The organism is Blochmannia endosymbiont of Camponotus quercicola (assembly GCF_059935335.1).
Map to the genome: position 1 here is coordinate 714,305 of NZ_CP011794.1, position 18,241 is coordinate 732,545.

Below are 18,241 nucleotides of genomic sequence, written 5' to 3' on the forward strand. Positions count from 1 at the left end.
TATGTTTAGTTTATAAAATTTTTAGTGAAAATAATTATGAACTTCATTGAATATTTGGTTTATTTATAATTCTTGTATCCTATTTTACTGTTTTGTTGTGTTCTTACATTATATATATTGCGCGTAATTCAATTTTTGAAATAAATAAAGTAAGTTTATAGTAATTGACGTAACATCCTACGTAATGGCTCAGCGGCTCCCCAAAGTAATTGATCTCCTACACTAAAAGCTGAAATATATTTGTTACCTGCATGCAATTTCCGTAATCGCCCGATAGGTACTTTAAGTGTTCCGGATACCATAACAGGATTTAATTGTTCTAACGATTGCGTAATCTCATTTGAGATTACCTCTACCCAATTGTTATGAGATCGAAGTAATTCTTCTATTTCTGTTAAGCAAATATCTTTCTTGAGTTTTAAAACAAATGATTGGCTATGACAACGTAACGAGCCGACACGTACGCATAAACTATCTACTGTTATAATTTCAGAAGTATTGAGAATTTTATTAGTTTCTGCTTGGCCTTTCCATTCTTCTTGAGTTTGACCATTACACATATAATCGCCTATCCACGGAATAACATTACCTACTAAAGGTACCTTGAAGCAATCTACCGGCAAAGAATCAGTTCTACTAAATTTGGTAACTGCATGCTCAATATCTAGAATGGCTGTTTTAGGGGACTTTAATAAATCAGTTACTGTATTATACACCTGTCCCATTTGTATTAATAACTCACGCATGGCACGCGCTCCACATCCAGAAGCTGCTTGATAAGTAGAAGCAAAAACACATTCGATCAAATTTTGAGCAAACAATCCACCCAGAGACATTAACATTAAACTTACCGTACAATTACTACCTACAAATGTTTTAATGCCACTATTTATACTTTGTTCTATAAATTCTTGATTGACAGGATCTAAAATAATAATCGCATCATCATTCATTCTTAAAAATGAAGCGCTATCAATCCAATATCCTGCCCAGCCAATTTTTCTTAATTTTGGATAAATAATTTTACTATATGCACTACCCTGACATGTAACAATAATATCTAATGAATTCAAAAGCTCGATATTACAAGCATCTTGTAAAAATAATTCTTGTGATCCTTGAATTTTTGGAGCATGTTCTCCTATTTGAGATGTAGAAAGAAAGATTGAATAAAAATGATTAAAATCATGTTCTTCTTGCATACGATTCATTAACACTGAACCTACCATTCCTCTCCAACCAACAAACCCAATATTTTTCATTATCAGTCTCTTATTTATTATTCAGTACTGTGTATCAAAAAATATATGTATCGCAAGTATTATGAGATACTGAACATTTATTAAAAATATGCTGTATATTATATAGGAATTATACGCATATATCATGTTCTGCGTGTATCGTAAGTAATATGATGTAATATATTGATAATAATATTTATAATTTACTTTATAAAAAGCGTGGTGTATATACAATATGAATAACTTCTGGGAAAATAATAATGAATGAAATGATATCAGCTACAGTTCTATTATTTTTAATTATGGATCCTATCGGAAATTTACCTATTTTTATGTCAATACTTAAAGATTTAGAACCAAAACGCCGTCAAATTATAATAATTCGAGAGATGATAATTGCTTTATTATTAATGTTAGGTTTTTTATTTATTGGCGAACATATTTTAAAATTTCTTAATTTACACACAGAAACAGTGTCAATTTCTGGAGGTATTGTATTATTTTTAATTGCTATAAAAATGATATTTCCTTCAGAAGAAGGAAACAACACCGGATTTTCAGATGGAGAAGAACCTTTTTTAGTTCCACTTGCTATTCCCTTGGTTGCAGGTCCTTCAATTCTAGCAACGTTATTATTATTGTCTCATCAATATCCTCAGCAAATCAATTTTTTAATTTTAGCATTAATTGTCGCTTGGGGGTTATCCATGTTAATTTTGATGTTATCTAATATATTTTCTCGTTTATTAGGTAATAAAGGTATCAGCGCGTTAGAAAGACTAATGGGTTTGTTATTGGTAATGATTTCTACTCAAATGTTACTTGATGGGATACATAGTTATTTATGTGTATCATGATTATGATGATAAAAAATTATTTATTTTTATAAAAATATATTCGGATATTTTAATATTAATTATTCATGAATTTGGTTAAATTAACTGCCAACAAATATTTTTAAGAATTAAATATAAAAAATTTATTAATTTATTTAATTATTTATATTAGGATTAAAGAAGTGACTTTTTACTATAATGCAGTATACAAAATAATAACCTATATATAATATATAAGGTCGAATCTATATCTTAAATTAATTTAATTTTGTTCAAAAAATATATACAATTCCAAAAACTGTAATTAGTTAATTGTTATTTTTATATAATATTACATTCTGAAAATGATTTTCTTTAAAAAAATTTTGTTAATTAAAATCAAACTCGCTATTTTAACGAAAATAATACTATTCTGAATTAACACTATATAAATAAATATTTTGACACACGAACAGAATGCATTTACATTTAATTAATATGAATTTGTAAGGTTATTAGTTCAAATAATGTAATGCATTTTAATCATAGTATTTTAATAAAAATATTAATTAAAAATTAATTATTTTTAATGGAATGGTATATCAACCTGCTTGTTAAGATAAATATATTGCAAATAACGAGGAACTGCATCATCCTTATTGCTACCAATAACTTCTAACGATGGAAGGGTGTCTTTGAGTCGCTGTTGCGCATTGCTCATTATACATCCTTTTCCTGTCATTGCTAACATTTCTTTATCATTCATTCCATCCCCAAATGCAATACAATCTTTAAGTTGACATCCTAATAATTTAGCTACTTGCGCTAAAGCATGTCCCTTAGACACTCCTTCTGGCATTACTTCAAGGCATGTAGGGAGCGAAAAACTAATATTGATACGATGATCCCATCGTTCATTTAATTCTTTTTCTAAAGACAATAATCGCTGGTAATCATTACTAGTGAAATATACTTTACAGATACCATCTAGAGGTAATGTATCCTTTTGATATATGCGATAATTAGATCCGTATCCGTTATAGAAACAATTTTGCTCTGATATTGATCTATTAATTAACCATTGATCGTTGCAAAAAATATTAGTAATAATTTGAGAATCATAATGTGCTATACATAACAAGTCAGATACAATTTCTGTATCTATATTATAAGAAGCAATTAATTTACCATTAGCATTATGAATTCTAGATCCATTAGAAGTGATCATATAGGAATTAATTTTCAAATTATCACGCATTTGTATGACGTCTGTATGATGGCGGCCAGTGGCAAAAACGAAATGCACATCACGAGCAGTTAACAATTGCAGAATCTTTTTAGTGAAAGATGTTAATCGGTGGTCTGGTGTAAGAAGGGTTCCATCTAAATCAGACGCAACGATTCGAAACATTTATTACCTCGCTTATTGTTTTAAAATAAAAATAATAACGATTATACACCAATAGTTACAATATAGTGTCAATAAAAATTGACTATTATTGCAGATACTATTACAAGTACTAATTTACTTGTATAACTTGTTTCATACACTACTAATATAATAAAGTTTTTTACAAAAATAATATTATTAATATTGCAAATATTCTTATCGGTTTATTAAAAACTATGATTAGCAATAACCTTTAAAATATTAAATATATTTAGCTTAGCTATACCTCATATCATAAAGATGTATATAAGCATTTAATTTAAAGTATTTAAACACTACTAAATTAGTATTTTTCTTAAAAGTAATGTATGTAATGATAATGATCTTGATAATATTTACAACCAGTTTTTATGTTTAAAATAAATATACGGAGCAAGTCCTGCTAAAATCATTAAAATAATAGCACTAGGATAACCAAACGACCATTGTAATTCCGGCATAAATTCAAAATTCATTCCATAACTAGATGCTATTAAAGTTGGAGGTAAAAAAATAACTGAAAAAATTTTTATGATTCTATTTTGTTCAATATTAATAAATCCCATTGCTGATTGGGTTAAAGAACTCACCTGACGAAACACATATTCATTATGGGGTAACAATAATGTAATATCGCTTAAAATATCATTAGCATATTGTTGTTGTGCTACAGGTAATTTGACTTTACGTATTAGAAATTTTATTGCTCTTTCGGTATCTAACAAATTAACGCGAATTTTCCAACCCATATTTTCCAATATAGCTAAATCAGAAAGCGCATGATCATAATCATCGATTTGTTGTCCATTCATAATAACAGAACTCAATGTTTCTAACGTAGAATAAATATGTTCTATTTTATTTGCTAAATCATCAAGTTTTAATTCAAATAAGTTTAATAATAATTCATAGGCATTGCCATTAATTAACAAATGGTTATGTAAATATTCTTGATACATACAAAATACTGGAAACTCTTCTTGACGTGAAGTATATAAACATCCATCGTAGATGGTGAAGGATACAATAGAGTTATTTATTTGTTCTTGATTGTTATATGAAAAGAAAAAAGAACAAATATGCAATCCATTTTTATCTTTAAAAAAACGTGTAGTCTTATTGATATCTTTTAATTCAAAAAATTTTATTTTTTGATGAAGCCATATGTTTTGTATATAATTATGATCATCGTTATTTGACTTTATTATGTCAACCCAAATAATATCATTGTTAAATAATATTTCATCTTTTTCATTAACACGAAATAAATGATTATTTTTTAATTGAAATATGTTAAACATATATCATTACTTCCTCAAAGAATACAAATTAAAACACATTAGATCACAACAACTAAATTAGTGATAATAAATGGTTACTTTTACGTCATGTAATTTACAAATATGCTCTGTATACTAGAATAGTTATATAAACTGTCATTCAATATCAAATATCTATAACGATTCAAATAACTCGTAGGTGTTTATCTGTTTGATGATAAATATAATTATTATAATAATTAATAGTTAATTAAATACTCACTCAATAGATATGGTGTTCTTACTGAGATACTATAATGTCATCCGCATAAATTAGAGCGCGCATGTTACGCCTAGAATAAAAAGGTTGTCAATGTTTATAAATCTTTTTTAATAATAATAAGCACACAGTATGTCTAATTATATAATCACCTAATAAGATTAGAACGGTAACTTTCTGAAAAATCAATAAAATAGAAATATGAGCTGAATTTACAAAAGTAATCGGCACTTATTCTTAGTGAAGAACATTAACATACTTCCAAGTAATCTATCAGTAATTCGTTAACAAACTTAGATGTAATTAAATTACCATCTCTTTTCCATAAATATAACGAATTGCTGAGTAACTAATTGTTAATTTTTTATACATAGCACATATGACACCACCGTAAATTAATCTACGTTTTCTCCTAATAATTCTTCATTAGTTAAGGCAACGTAATTTAGAAAAAACCCTTCTTTTAGTCCTATAATAAAATACTTGAAAATATTCCAATCTCTTTGAAACATACAACGTCATTAATTGCACCACATCTGAATACAAATTAGATGAACTTTCTTTAAATTATAAAAAATATATGATAAAATTATCGTAACTATATACACTTGTTGTTATTTCTAATGAAGTATTGCTACCCATTGCTATCAATTCTTTAATATTTTAAATACACTCGTGATATGTGTTTTTGATATATTTTTCTCACACATACTTCATAATACGACTTGCCTAATAATATAATAATTTTGTGTGGATAAGGGTGATATAATTACCATGTTTTTAATGAATCCATATCAACCCGTAATAAATTGTTTTAAAGTAATAGCATGTTTCCTTTAGTAATCTCTTTCTTTAAAATTAGTAAACTACTTTCCAACAAAATTAAATGACTTAAATTAGCGTATTTACTAATAATTTATAAGATACGTCGATTAATCCTTCTATTAAACATGTTAATAATCGCATATAAGTGCATATCATTATTCTGATTGACAATAAATTTTAAATATGCTAGGACATTTACACATTTTTATGCTTAAAAAAATACACCCCTCCATGTATTTGATGAGATATATTTTTTAATAAAATTTCTTCTATCAAACAAGTTTGGAAATTATTTCGATATAAAATGGCACAATCATTACATAAACCGTGTCGTTCTCACCAATTTATTAAGTTATTTGCTATAAACAAAACCTATTTCTATTACATTAAAAACACAACAAAAAGAAATAACATCTCCCTTATTTTAGTATCCATAAATTTTTCTTAAGATGTATTTTATTTTTACAAATAACAGTATCAGCGGTTTTTAAGATATTATTAGTAAAACGACAATTCTCTTCCAATGCAATAATACGTACATGTGTAAAATCTACTAAAAATCGTTGAAAATTTTTACTTTAGCTTCTTCTTCTCTAATCATAAGTAAATTGATCGTCATCACCAATAATCATTTAAATTATTATTTTTTCTTTATCACAAACATAGCAAGCATATTAGACTTATTAATATATTAGAATTCATCTATTTAGGATAGTAATAAATTGTTTTTGATAAAAACTAAAACATTTGAACAATTTACACATAAAATATATATGCACGTTTTAATAATTCATTAAATCTACTAATTCAGAACGACTACATATGTCTTGATAAAATTAATAGATCTGGAACTACATCATTTCTATTGCATTTCTATCGATGTCTATATTTTGAGTATTTGAGACACTACCCTTTTCTATATTGACATTATGCATGATTGATGTACATTATTATATTTAGTTGCGTTTGACTTAAATGAAGATATTGATTGTTTAAAAGTCAAATTTGATCCTGTTATCAAGGATGTAAAATGGTAAATCTACATCTAATCTAAGTGATAAATATGTAATAACCAATTTGCTAATCCATATGTCACTATTTTGAACACCAATTAAAGATTGTACGCGCTCACGTATTGATGAAGCGACTTTATTCGTAAAAGTAATCGCTATTGTTAACCATGAGGTTACACTATTTTACTAATTATAACCAAATACAATGCCACAATTACTAATACTCGAGTTTTCCCCAACGCTACCAGCTCCAGATAACACCAATGCATTTTTATCATTATAAGGTTAATGCTGCTGTTATTTATCATTGAGTTAGTCAAAAATATTATAAATATTCATAAGATACATATGATGTATGTTAATGATCGTTATTTAAATAATGTATCTGAATAACTATCATTAACATTATAATAAACATGTTAATGATATTAATTTTGAAATTTTCAAATGTGGCAATAGTTTTGTATCGGTTAAACGAAATTGATCTAGATTATATTGATTAATCCAACAGGCTTGCATCCCAGCATATATTGCTCCTTTCACATCTGTCTCTAAGTCATCTCCTACGTGTAAAATATTCTTACAGGATATTCCAAAACGTTTTGCAGCCAAATAATACATGTCTTTATAAGGCTTAGCGCGGCCATTGATTCCAGCACGTAGTACATCTTGGAAATATTTCTGTAGTCCACAATAAATAGGATTTGCGTTGCCATTAGTAATTGCGATTAATGGCCATTTAGAACTTAATGCTGATAATATATTGTGCGTACTAATAGGAATATTAATTTTATTTCGCCAATGTATAATAATTTCCATAGCATAATCAGCACCTGATTGAGCTTCATTCTTACTCAATCCTGCTTGTAGTAAAGTTATTTCTAAAGATTTCCAACGCCAATAATTTACGTCATGATAAATATCTGGTTCTATAAGTCGAAGTATTTGACGCGATTGATAATAATCCTTTTTTTGTATTTTAGATAATGCGGGATGATACTGTTTCAAAAATAACACTAATTTTTCTTCAGCTTGATTTATTACTGGGTAATTATTGTATAATGTGTTATCTAAATCTAAAGTTATAGCATAAATAGGCTGTAGCACATGGTAAAAATGCATAAATTACACCTTGCATATTATATATACACAATCATTATGTTAATTTCTATTAAATACTTAGATTCTTATTATCTTGTTCTAGTATAAATGCAATACATCTAAAAAATTAAATAATGAGTAAAATTCAAATATTTAATATTTGTATGGTTTAACAAGTAATATTTTTCCAAGATGAATTCTGTTACAAACAATATAATTCTTTAACATTGTACGCATTATAAATTAATACATCCATCATATACATATGATGTTGACCCAATCATGTAGACTGGATTACCCACACCTTTCCAATTTATCGATAAAGTACCTCCGGGTAAGCTTACTTCTACTGATTCGCATAATAACCCCTGTTGAATACCTACAGCAACTGCTGCACAAGCAGCAGTTCCACAGGCTTGAGTTTCACCTACACCACGCTCGTATACTCGTAATCGAATATTATTATGATTAATAATTTGCATAAAACTTACATTCACTCGTTCCGGAAAACAATGATGATCTGCTAAAGCTGATCCTAATAAAGTAACTTGAGCGGTTTTTATTGTTTCAACTAAAATAATGCAATGAGGATTACCCATAGATACTACACCACATAGTATTATTTGTGTAGACAAAAATAAAATATAAATTTTTTGATGTTTCGATGTATAAAATGGAATAAGTTTTGGATCAAAGATAGGTGGACCCATATCAACGGATATGCGATTATCATTCAGTATAGATAATATCATATGATGAGTACGAGTACTAATGTGAATGTTTTGTTTATTAGTTAATTTTTTTAAGTAAACAAACTGTGCCAAACAGCGGATACCGTTGCCACATTGATTTATTTCCGTTCCATCCGCATTATAAATTCGACAATGGAAATCTATTGTTGGATCATAAGGGGGTTCTACTATTAGTAATTGATCAAACCCGATACCATAATATCGATTCGATAAATATCTGATATTTTCAGAAGTAAGACGTATATTTTGTGTTATAGCATCTATGATGACAAAGTCATTGCCTAACCCATTCATTTTTGTAAATCGCATGCTTTCCTCATATAATATCAAAAACAAAATTTGGTACACATTACTGATTTTTAAAAATTGTTTAGTATCTTAAAAACTCAATTATTATTTATTTTTTACATTTATGTCAATGTATGAAGGCAATGTAATACTGTTGGTTACGTTTTAAAAACAGAATAAATAATATTATGACTTCTATTCTAAAAAATTTACATAATGATTAATATACTTATAAAAATAACTTTTTATATTAATTGCATTAATAATAACCTTATTATATTGTGCTTATTGATGAAACATGTATTTGTAAAAAAAGTATGAACTTTTAACGCAAATGCAATGTTTATTACAATAAAGTGTCTTTTCAGTCTATTGGCAAAAACTGATAATATTCTAAATATAACTACAAAAATAAAAACATTGTTACTTAATAAATAAAAAAGTATGTTTTATATAAAGATGTATTGACAACCTATGCGATAATTTTTTGATACTATTGTCTTCTTTATTTTTAACCAAAATCAAAATATTACATATAAATAAGCAAACCGATTGTGTATTCAACAATATTGAATTATATTCTAAGCACTCTTTATTTTAAACAGTTAGAAAAGGAACATAATATAAAAAATTAAAATTGTAAATGCAGCAACATTACAATATTATAGATAATAACATTAACATACAGCAATAATTTTTTTTGAATGAACGATATTTTAATATTTATTTGTTAGTATCAAACTTTTACAGTTCCATATGATTATATATGTATAATTCGCTGATGATTTACATGAAAATATTATTTATAAATGACATAAACTAAAAATTTTTACTCAATAAATCACTCTCGTTGTTTAATCATTTAAATCATTTTAATCGATTAATTGATAAGTATCGTCTATTTTAACGATTTTATAATATACGTGTATATAATATAGTTATATATATATATACAAAAAACATTAAATCAATTGAAGATAGAATAGTATATTCTAGCATAATTACAATGAATAAAACTAAAATTTTAAGAATTGCTACACGAAAAAGCCGACTTGCTATTTATCAAGCTCAATATGTTGGTGACGAATTGAAACGTTATCATCCAACTATACACATAAAATTGATACCTATCATAACAACAGGAGACAAATTTTTAAATATTGCTTCAAAAAATATAATTAAAAAAGGTGTATTCATTAAGGAACTAGAACATGCATTAATAGATTTTCGTGCCGATATCGCTGTACATTCCATGAAAGATATTACGGTGCCTTTACCAAATGAATTAACTCTTCCAATTTTATGTAAACGCAGTGATCCGCGGGATGCTTTTGTTAGTTTAAAATACCCTAGTATAGATACATTACCCCTTGGTAGTACAATAGGTACATCAAGTTTGCGCAGAAAATGCCAAATACGAGCGAAACGTCCAGATTTAAATATAGGTGATTTACGAGGCAACATAGATACTAGATTAAAAAAATTAAAATATGGACAATATGATGCAATAATTTTAGCTGTGGCTGGATTAAAACGATTACAGCTGCATAAGTACATTCGTGCTCATATCGATCCGTCTGATCTATTACCAGCTATGGGACAAGGTGCTATAGCTATTGAATGTCGCTCAGCTGATACTGACATTTTGTCGTTATTATCTCCTTTACATCATCAGGAAACTTCATTACGTGTTAGAGCAGAACGTGCTGTGACTACTTATTTAGAAAGTTATTGTCATTTACCCATTGCCAGTTATGCTGAAATTGAAGGAGATCAAGTATGGCTCCGAGCGCTTATTGGGTTATCTGATGGTAGTAAAATCATTCGTACTGAAGGACGAGCACCTTTAGATCAATCGGAAAAATTAGGTTTTATACTTGCTGAAGATTTATTAATTAAGCTTAAACAACAACATATTTCATTGAAATTAATATAACAATATATACCAATGAAATTTAATATACTTAATAATTATGAATATTTTAATTACTCGCCCCTCTCCATACGGAGAAGAATTGGTACAAAAACTACTTTATTTTGGTAAATTTGCATATCATTTACCGTTAATTTGTTTTTCTACAGGAAAAACATTATCGTCGTTAGAACAACGATTAAATCTACTTTCTGCGGGAGATCTTTTATGTATTGTATCACAACATGCAATTAAATATGCTCACAGCCAGTTACTTAGCGCAGGAATATCTTGGCCTACTAATTTAGCATATTATTCTATTGGTCGCGCCACTAGCATTAAGATGCGAAAATTATCAGGAATATCAGTAAGATATCCTACAGATCAAGAAACCAGTGAAAATTTATTACGACTACCCGCATTAATTTATAGTTATGGAAAACGTGCTCTTATATTGAGAGGTAATAATGGACTTACTGTTTTAGACGATACTCTTCAAAGAAGAGGAGTGTTAGTTTTATCCTGCGAATGTTATAGTAGACAACCATTAAAATATAATGGAGAAGAGCAATCATGCAAATTATTGGAATTGAATATTAAAACGGTAGTCGTCACTTCTGGAGAAATACTAAAACAGTTATATTATTTAATTCCTACATTTTATCGTACATCTTGGTTAATACGGTGTAGATTAGTAGTAATAAGTCTACGTTTAGCTAAATTAGCCAAACATTTAGGTTGGACGAATATTATTATAGCTCGCTCGGCAAATAACGACGTACTAACTCATATTTTAGTTCAAAATTCATAATGTATATATATAAGTTTTAGGGAACACAACAATAAAACATTTAATTATTCTCATATAATTTGTAAGAATCGGCGAGAGAGGATTTGAACCTCTGACCTCCTGGTCCCAAACCAGGAGCGCTACCAAACTGCGCCACTCGCCGATGGATGATTTATTGATTTTCACATAATTATAACTGCAATATATATATGCTACCGTCAAATATTTGGATCTAACAATTAAACCATCATTTATATAATCAATTTTTTAATTATCTATTTTCTTGCGAAGGAAGGGGTTTGAACCCTCACGTCTCTCTGTAAAGACACTAACTCCTGAGGTTAGTGCGTCTGCCAATTCCGCCACCTTCGCTTTGTGTTATTTTCTATTCTTTTATTTTTTTATGGGTGATTGATGGGACTCGAACCCACGACTTCTGGAACCACAATCCAGAGCTCTACCAGCTGAGCTACAATCACCATCAACTAGTTTTCAATTTTTCATCATAAAAGTTTAAACCAAATTAACGCGTCCGACAGGATTTGAACCTGAAACCTTCGCCTCCGGAGGGCAATGCTCTATCCAATTGAGCTACGGACGCTACGAATTTAGCGTATATATCTAATTTAGATTTATGTCAATAAGATATGTGTAATTAATCGTACAAATCATCATTTTTACATGAAAATGAATTCACCACAATGCTTTAGTGAAAACAACATGCAATCAACAATGATTATGAAAATACACAATTATTTGTAAAGATAATGTATTCATAAAAATTGTATAATAGATTAAATAAATAGAGTGAAAATATTATTAACATTTACATAAATGCATATGTCATCGACACTTAACATTCATATATCACATATATATATATTAAAAAATAAAAATAATTAATCACTACTAATACATAAAACAATTAAAAATATATAATTATATAATTTTTTTTATACCGCTTTAGTAATTTAAAGCATACAAAATAGAAATGACATGAAAGTTATATGTGTGACACCAATCATTTTTGAAATACAAAATTCAAAAAAAATTAATGTAAATAATTGCTTCAATAAATTTATATAAAAACCCGATAAACTGTCAATATAGGAAGCTATGATGAATAGTCTATTTGTGAAAATATAATATTTTACGTATAACATTACGTAAACTAACAGCGCTTCATCATGTCAAAAAATTCATCATTAGTTTTGGTCATAGATAATTTATTCATCATAAATTCCATTGCATCAATCTCACTCATTGGATGAATGATTTTGCGTAAAATCCATATTTTTTGTAGTTCATCTTGAGTAGTTAATAGTTCTTCTTTTCTAGTTCCAGAACGATTATAATCAATAGCTGGGAAAACACGTTTTTCAGCTATTTTTCTAGATAAATGCAGCTCCATATTACCAGTTCCTTTAAATTCTTCATAAATTACTTCATCCATTTTTGATCCAGTATCTATTAAGGCAGTAGCTATGATAGTTAAGCTTCCTCCTTCTTCCATATTACGAGCAGCTCCAAAAAACCTTTTTGGACGATGCAAAGCATTAGCATCAACTCCTCCTGTTAATACTTTTCCAGATGAAGGTACAATAGTATTATAAGCTCTAGCTAATCGAGTTATAGAATCTAATAAAATAATAACATCTTTTTTATGTTCTACTAATCGCTTAGCTTTCTCGATTACCATTTCGGACACTTGCACATGACGAGATGCTGGTTCATCAAAGGTAGACGCAATTACTTCTCCATGCACTAAGCGTTGCATTTCAGTAACTTCTTCTGGACGTTCATCGATCAAAAGTACTATTAAAACGCAATCTATATAATTATGGCTAATACTTTGTGCAATATTTTGTAACAGTATGGTTTTTCCGGCTTTAGGAGGAGCCACAATTAAACCGCGCTGACCACGTCCAATGGGTGATGCCAAATCCAATACTCTTGCGGTCAGATCTTCTGTGGAACCGTTCCCTCTTTCCATACGTAACCGGGAATTGGCATGTAATGGGGTAAGATTTTCAAACAAAATTTTATTGCGAGCATTTTCTGGTTTATCATAATTTACATCACTTACTTTAAGTAATGCAAAATAGCGTTCTCCTTCTTTTGGGGGTCTAATTTTTCCAGAAATAGTATCTCCTGTGCGTAAATTAAAACGACGAATTTGGCTGGGAGACACGTAAATATCATCTGGACCGGCAAGATAGGAACTATCACTAGATCTAAGGAACCCAAAACCATCTTGCAAGATCTCTAATACACCATCCCCAAAAATATCTTCTCCAGTTTTAGCATGTTGTTTAAATATAGCAAAAATAATATCTTGCTTACGCATACGCGCCAAATTTTCTAGACCCATGCTTTCTCCAAGATGTACTAATTCAGAAACTGGTATGTTTTTTAATTTTGTAAGATTCATAATTATGGGTTCTTAAATTGGAATTATATATACTGTTGATATTACAAATATACGATGTATATACAATATAACGTAATAATTTCCTTTATAACACAACCTTTATTACTTATCCATTCCTAACAATATAGAACACGGATAAACGTCAAATGTCACTTATTATCGAAATATCGCATAAAAATAGATTTATAACAATCTACCAGTCATCTCATAAGTATTTTGGAAATACGTCTATGTTATTGTTTATAATTATATAACACAATTATTGTTACCACTATTATAGTAGTGGTAACAATAATTAGCTTTTATTGTAAATTAAGTATTTATATTAATCATGAACAACACATCGTCATTCTACTGTAATCCTACGGAAACGTCTACTAACATATAAAAGAATTTTAAAATCTACAGATGTTAAACACACAAATATTATAATTATATATATGTCTTTAAAAATTCCTGTAATTGTTGTCTAGATAACAATCCTACTTTACTAGATAACACTGTCCCATGGCGAATCAATAATAAAGTTGGGATACTTTTAATGCCGTAGTTTTTAGTAGTTATTGGATTTTCATCTATATTTAATTTTACTACTTTTAATGTATCATTAAACTCAACAGCTATGTCTTCTAAAATAGGTGTCATTGCTTTACAAGGATTACACCATTCGGCCCAAAAATCAACTAAAAATAGCTTACTTTCTTGATTGATAGAATTTAACACTTTTTCTTTAAAATTAGAATCCGTCAAATGCGCAATAATATGATTCATTTATCCTCCTTATAACTTATTTTCTTATAATCATTATCCATTGTTTATTATATTTATTTATTTTATATATATATAAATTAACTAATTTTTTTAAGGTTGTTGATATAATTAGTCATGTAAATAGAACTTTTATGATTGCTGCTCAACAACACATTAAAACTATTTGAGTCATCGCCTAAATAATGCACCATAATAATAACAAGGTAACTGCGATCGCAGATAATCACAGTTCTTGTGTCTAATCATTAATACATGACAAACTTTTCATATTTTTCATATAACTTCTTAATTTAATTCCAACTTTTTCTATTGCATGAGTTCTAATCGTTTCATTAGTATTACGCAAAATAACATTATCTATTTTAATGTTTGTCGATGATATCCCTAAATCTCCTTTTTTTAAATTAGGAATTATAGTCTTTTTTAACAAAGGTACCACTTCCTGGCAAAACAAATAATTACCGTATTCTGCGGTATCAGAAATCACCATATTCATTTCATATAATTTTTTACGAGCTATAGTATTTGCAATGAGAGGTAATTCATGTAATGACTCATAATATGCTGATTCCGGTGCTATTCCAGCTTTTATCATTGTATCAAAAGATAGTTCCACACCTGCTTTTATTATAGCTACCATTAATATCCCGTGATCAAAATACATTTGATCCGGAATTTCTTGTTGACAATTTGGCGCTTGTTCAAATGCAAGTTGACTGGTTTTATTTCGCCAAGCAAGTAATTTAGAATCATTATTTTTCCAATCCAACATCATTTCTGTAGAAAATGCTCCATTAAGTATATCTTCCATATGTTTTTCAAAAACTGGTTTTAATATATTTTTTAACTCTTCAGATAACACAAAAGCACGTATTTTAGCAGCATTAGATAATCGATCCATCATTAATGTAATACCTCCTTGTTTTAAAGCTTCAGTTATAGTTTCCCAGCCATATTGAATGAATTTTCCTGCATATTTAGCCTCAATACCATTGCTAATCATATAGTCAAAACAAATAATTGATCCGGTTTGTAACATTCCACATAAAATAGTTTGTTCCCCCATAAGATCTGATTTAACCTCTGCTACAAATGAAGATTCTAATACTCCAGCGCGATGACTACCAAGTGCAAATGCCCAAGATTTTGCTAATGTTATACCTATATCGTATGCATCGTTTTCTTCATGCACAGCAATTAAAGAAGGTACTCCAAAACCTCGTCGGTATTCTTTACGCACTTCTGTCCCAGGACATTTTGGAGCAACCATTATGACCGTAATATCTTTACGGATTGTTTCTCCAACTTCTACAATATGAAATCCATGTGAATAACCTAGTGTAGATCCATGTTTCATTAAAGGTTCTATTTGATGTATTACTGATGTATGACATTTATCTGGAGTTAGATTAATAACAATATCTGATTTTGGAATAATTTCTTCATAAGTTCCTACAGGAAATCCATGCCGTATTGCTCTTGACCACGATTCTCGTTTATTAATAATAGATTCACGGCGTAAAGCATATGTAATATCTACGCCCGAATCTCTCATATTTAAACCTTGATTTAAACCTTGGGACCCACAGCCTATTATAGCTACTTTTTTAGATAATAACGACTGAATTCCGTTAGAAAATTCATTTTGACTCATAAATCGGCATTTTCCTAAATGTTTTAATTTTTGCAAAAAAGTTAATGTGTTAAAATAATTAGCCATAAAATATCTCTTTTTTAATAATGTAAAAAAATAATTTTTTAATAAGAATGTTGTTGTTAATTTAAAAATACCTCAAACACCGGATTAGTTGTAACATCATGCCATTCGTATCCTAACTTAGATAGATATTGTTCAAATTCTGATTTTTTTTGATTAGATAATTCAAATCCGGCTAAAACACGTCCATAATCAGTGCCGTGATTGCGATAATGGAATAAAGAAATATTCCAATTAGCACCTAAAGTATGAAGAAATTTTAATAATGCTCCCGGAGCTTCTGGAAACTCAAAACTAAAAATTCGCTCCTGTAAAGGCTGGAATAAACGCGCGCCTATTCCTACCATATATCTCACGTGTAATTTTGCCATTTCGTCATCAGATAAATCTACAACGTGAAAACCATTAGCAAGTATTTCTTGTATTATCATTTTCCTTTCAAAATGTCCGTTTTTCAAACGTATGCCGATAAACGCACAAACATTTTTAGATCCATTAAAACGATAATTAAATTCTGTTACCGATCTGTTTCCTAATATTTGGCAGAACTCTAAAAAACTACCTTTTTTTTCTGGGATAGTAATCGCCATTAACGCTTCTCGTTGTTCTCCCAGTTCGCAACGTTCTGAAATATAACGTAATTCATGAAAATTTATATTAGCACCTGAAAGCACATGAGCTAATCTTTCACCACGAATTGCATATTGTTGAATATATTTCTTCATTCCAGCTAATGCTAAAGCGCCTGAAGGTTCAGCAATAGCACGTACGTCTTCGAATAAATCTTTTATCGCAGCACAAATTGCATCATTATCCACTGTAATTACATCGTCTAAGTATTCTTGACACAAACGAAATGTTTCGCTCCCAACGCATTTTACAGCTACTCCTTCAGCAAATAATCCTACCTCATGCAGTAATACTGGCATACCGGCTGATAATGCAGCACACAAGGAAGCTGATTCTGCTGATTCAACACCTATAACTTTTATTTGGGGCATTAAATGTTTAATTAACACAGAAACACCTGCGGCCAAACCACCTCCTCCTACTGGAACAAAAATACGATCTAAATGAGCATCCTGCTGTAATAATTCCATCGCTAATGTTCCTTGACCCGCAATCACTGTGGGATGATCGAATGGGGGAATAAAAGTTAATTGATGTTTATCAGCTAAATACATAGCCTTAACTTTAGCTTCATCGAAATTAGATCCACATAATAATGGTTTTCCTCCGAAATTACGTACTGCATCTATTTTTATATCAGCAGTATTTATAGGCATGACAATCAAAGATGCAATACCTAAATGAGTCGCAGAAAAAGCCACTCCCTGAGCGTGATTGCCTGCTGATGCCGTAATAACTCCAGAAGACTTTTGTGTTTCATTAAGATTCGAAATCATAGCATAAGCTCCACGTAGTTTAAAACTATGTACTGGCTGTCTATCTTCACGTTTCACTAACACCGTATTTTTAAATCGTTGTGACAATTTATTCATAATTTGTAATGGAGTTATTTGAGCTACTTCATATACATGAGAACGCAAAGCAGTACGTAGATATTCCGCGGGACATGGTTCATGAGCAAAAGAATCAAATTTATTCATTTAGGAT

12 protein-coding genes and 4 tRNA genes are annotated in these 18,241 nt (G+C 29.1%); 3 read left to right on the forward strand and 13 right to left on the reverse strand.

What is annotated here, in order from left to right:
• Window positions 1–155 precede the first annotated feature (155 nt).
• Window positions 156–1,262, reverse strand: coding sequence for an aspartate-semialdehyde dehydrogenase (gene asd / locus CBquer539_RS02970; RefSeq protein ID WP_500836379.1), 1,107 nt, complete (start codon window positions 1,260–1,262; stop codon window positions 156–158).
• A 239-nt stretch (window positions 1,263–1,501) separates the two neighbouring features.
• Here asd and CBquer539_RS02975 point away from each other — a divergent pair, with 239 nt between their 5' ends.
• Entirely contained in the window at window positions 1,502–2,098 is a 597-nt protein-coding gene (locus CBquer539_RS02975) for a YhgN family NAAT transporter (protein WP_500836380.1), read from the forward strand.
• Window positions 2,099–2,642: 544 nt separating this feature from the next.
• Here the strand turns inward: CBquer539_RS02975 and yigL are convergent.
• From yigL to dapF, 4 genes are all read right to left on the reverse strand, one after another.
• Entirely contained in the window at window positions 2,643–3,467 is an 825-nt protein-coding gene (gene yigL, locus CBquer539_RS02980; RefSeq protein ID WP_500836381.1) for a sugar/pyridoxal phosphate phosphatase YigL, read from the reverse strand.
• Between the two features lie 374 nt (window positions 3,468–3,841).
• Window positions 3,842–4,786, reverse strand: coding sequence for a magnesium/cobalt transporter CorA (gene corA, locus CBquer539_RS02985; RefSeq protein WP_500836382.1), 945 nt, complete (start codon window positions 4,784–4,786; stop codon window positions 3,842–3,844).
• A 2,481-nt stretch (window positions 4,787–7,267) separates the two neighbouring features.
• A complete protein-coding gene (gene yigB / locus CBquer539_RS02990) occupies window positions 7,268–7,984 on the reverse strand; it encodes a 5-amino-6-(5-phospho-D-ribitylamino)uracil phosphatase YigB (RefSeq protein WP_500836383.1) in 717 nt (238 codons plus the stop codon).
• Window positions 7,985–8,199: 215 nt separating this feature from the next.
• Window positions 8,200–9,024 (reverse strand): diaminopimelate epimerase, encoded by an 825-nt coding sequence (gene dapF / locus CBquer539_RS02995; protein WP_500836384.1) that lies wholly within the window; start codon window positions 9,022–9,024, stop codon window positions 8,200–8,202.
• 985 nt (window positions 9,025–10,009) lie between these two features.
• On the opposite strand from dapF, the gene hemC reads away from it, so the two are divergent.
• Both hemC and hemD read left to right on the forward strand, forming a co-directional pair.
• Complete coding sequence (gene hemC, locus CBquer539_RS03000) at window positions 10,010–10,939, forward strand: hydroxymethylbilane synthase (RefSeq protein ID WP_500836385.1); 930 nt, start codon at window positions 10,010–10,012, stop codon at window positions 10,937–10,939.
• A gap of 37 nt (window positions 10,940–10,976) precedes the next feature.
• Window positions 10,977–11,726: a uroporphyrinogen-III synthase gene (hemD, locus tag CBquer539_RS03005; protein ID WP_500836386.1), complete on the forward strand. Its 750-nt coding sequence runs from the start codon at window positions 10,977–10,979 to the stop codon at window positions 11,724–11,726.
• Between the two features lie 68 nt (window positions 11,727–11,794).
• On the opposite strand, the gene CBquer539_RS03010 is transcribed toward hemD, so the two are convergent.
• The 8 genes from CBquer539_RS03010 to ilvA form a co-directional block, all read right to left on the reverse strand.
• Window positions 11,795–11,868 (reverse strand) — tRNA-Pro (locus tag CBquer539_RS03010).
• A 121-nt stretch (window positions 11,869–11,989) separates the two neighbouring features.
• A tRNA-Leu gene (locus CBquer539_RS03015) sits at window positions 11,990–12,077 on the reverse strand.
• Between the two features lie 34 nt (window positions 12,078–12,111).
• Window positions 12,112–12,184 (reverse strand) — tRNA-His (locus tag CBquer539_RS03020).
• Between the two features lie 48 nt (window positions 12,185–12,232).
• Window positions 12,233–12,306, reverse strand: a tRNA-Arg gene (locus tag CBquer539_RS03025).
• Between the two features lie 570 nt (window positions 12,307–12,876).
• On the reverse strand, window positions 12,877–14,136 hold the full coding sequence (gene rho, locus CBquer539_RS03030) for a transcription termination factor Rho (RefSeq protein WP_500836387.1): 1,260 nt from the start codon (window positions 14,134–14,136) through the stop codon (window positions 12,877–12,879).
• A gap of 432 nt (window positions 14,137–14,568) precedes the next feature.
• Window positions 14,569–14,907 carry a thioredoxin gene (gene trxA / locus CBquer539_RS03035; RefSeq protein WP_500836388.1) on the reverse strand — a complete coding sequence of 113 codons (339 nt, stop codon included), beginning with the start codon at window positions 14,905–14,907 and terminating at the stop codon, window positions 14,569–14,571.
• Window positions 14,908–15,145: 238 nt separating this feature from the next.
• Entirely contained in the window at window positions 15,146–16,627 is a 1,482-nt protein-coding gene (gene ilvC, locus CBquer539_RS03040; RefSeq protein WP_500836389.1) for a ketol-acid reductoisomerase, read from the reverse strand.
• A gap of 56 nt (window positions 16,628–16,683) precedes the next feature.
• Entirely contained in the window at window positions 16,684–18,234 is a 1,551-nt protein-coding gene (gene ilvA, locus CBquer539_RS03045; protein WP_500836390.1) for a threonine ammonia-lyase, biosynthetic, read from the reverse strand.
• Window positions 18,235–18,241: the final 7 nt, after the last annotated feature.

Bases quoted from the DNA above. Each gene is read 5' to 3' on its own strand.
- asd (WP_500836379.1), bottom strand. From the start codon at position 1,262: ATGAAAAATATTGGGTTTGTTGGTTGGAGAGGAATGGTAGGTTCAGTG.
- CBquer539_RS02975 (WP_500836380.1), top strand. From the start codon at position 1,502: ATGAATGAAATGATATCAGCTACAGTTCTATTATTTTTAATTATGGAT.
- yigL (WP_500836381.1), bottom strand. From the start codon at position 3,467: ATGTTTCGAATCGTTGCGTCTGATTTAGATGGAACCCTTCTTACACCA.
- corA (WP_500836382.1), bottom strand. From the start codon at position 4,786: ATGTTTAACATATTTCAATTAAAAAATAATCATTTATTTCGTGTTAAT.
- yigB (WP_500836383.1), bottom strand. From the start codon at position 7,984: ATGCATTTTTACCATGTGCTACAGCCTATTTATGCTATAACTTTAGAT.
- dapF (WP_500836384.1), bottom strand. From the start codon at position 9,024: ATGCGATTTACAAAAATGAATGGGTTAGGCAATGACTTTGTCATCATA.
- hemC (WP_500836385.1), top strand. From the start codon at position 10,010: ATGAATAAAACTAAAATTTTAAGAATTGCTACACGAAAAAGCCGACTT.
- hemD (WP_500836386.1), top strand. From the start codon at position 10,977: ATGAATATTTTAATTACTCGCCCCTCTCCATACGGAGAAGAATTGGTA.
- rho (WP_500836387.1), bottom strand. From the start codon at position 14,136: ATGAATCTTACAAAATTAAAAAACATACCAGTTTCTGAATTAGTACAT.
- trxA (WP_500836388.1), bottom strand. From the start codon at position 14,907: ATGAATCATATTATTGCGCATTTGACGGATTCTAATTTTAAAGAAAAA.
- ilvC (WP_500836389.1), bottom strand. From the start codon at position 16,627: ATGGCTAATTATTTTAACACATTAACTTTTTTGCAAAAATTAAAACAT.
- ilvA (WP_500836390.1), bottom strand. From the start codon at position 18,234: ATGAATAAATTTGATTCTTTTGCTCATGAACCATGTCCCGCGGAATAT.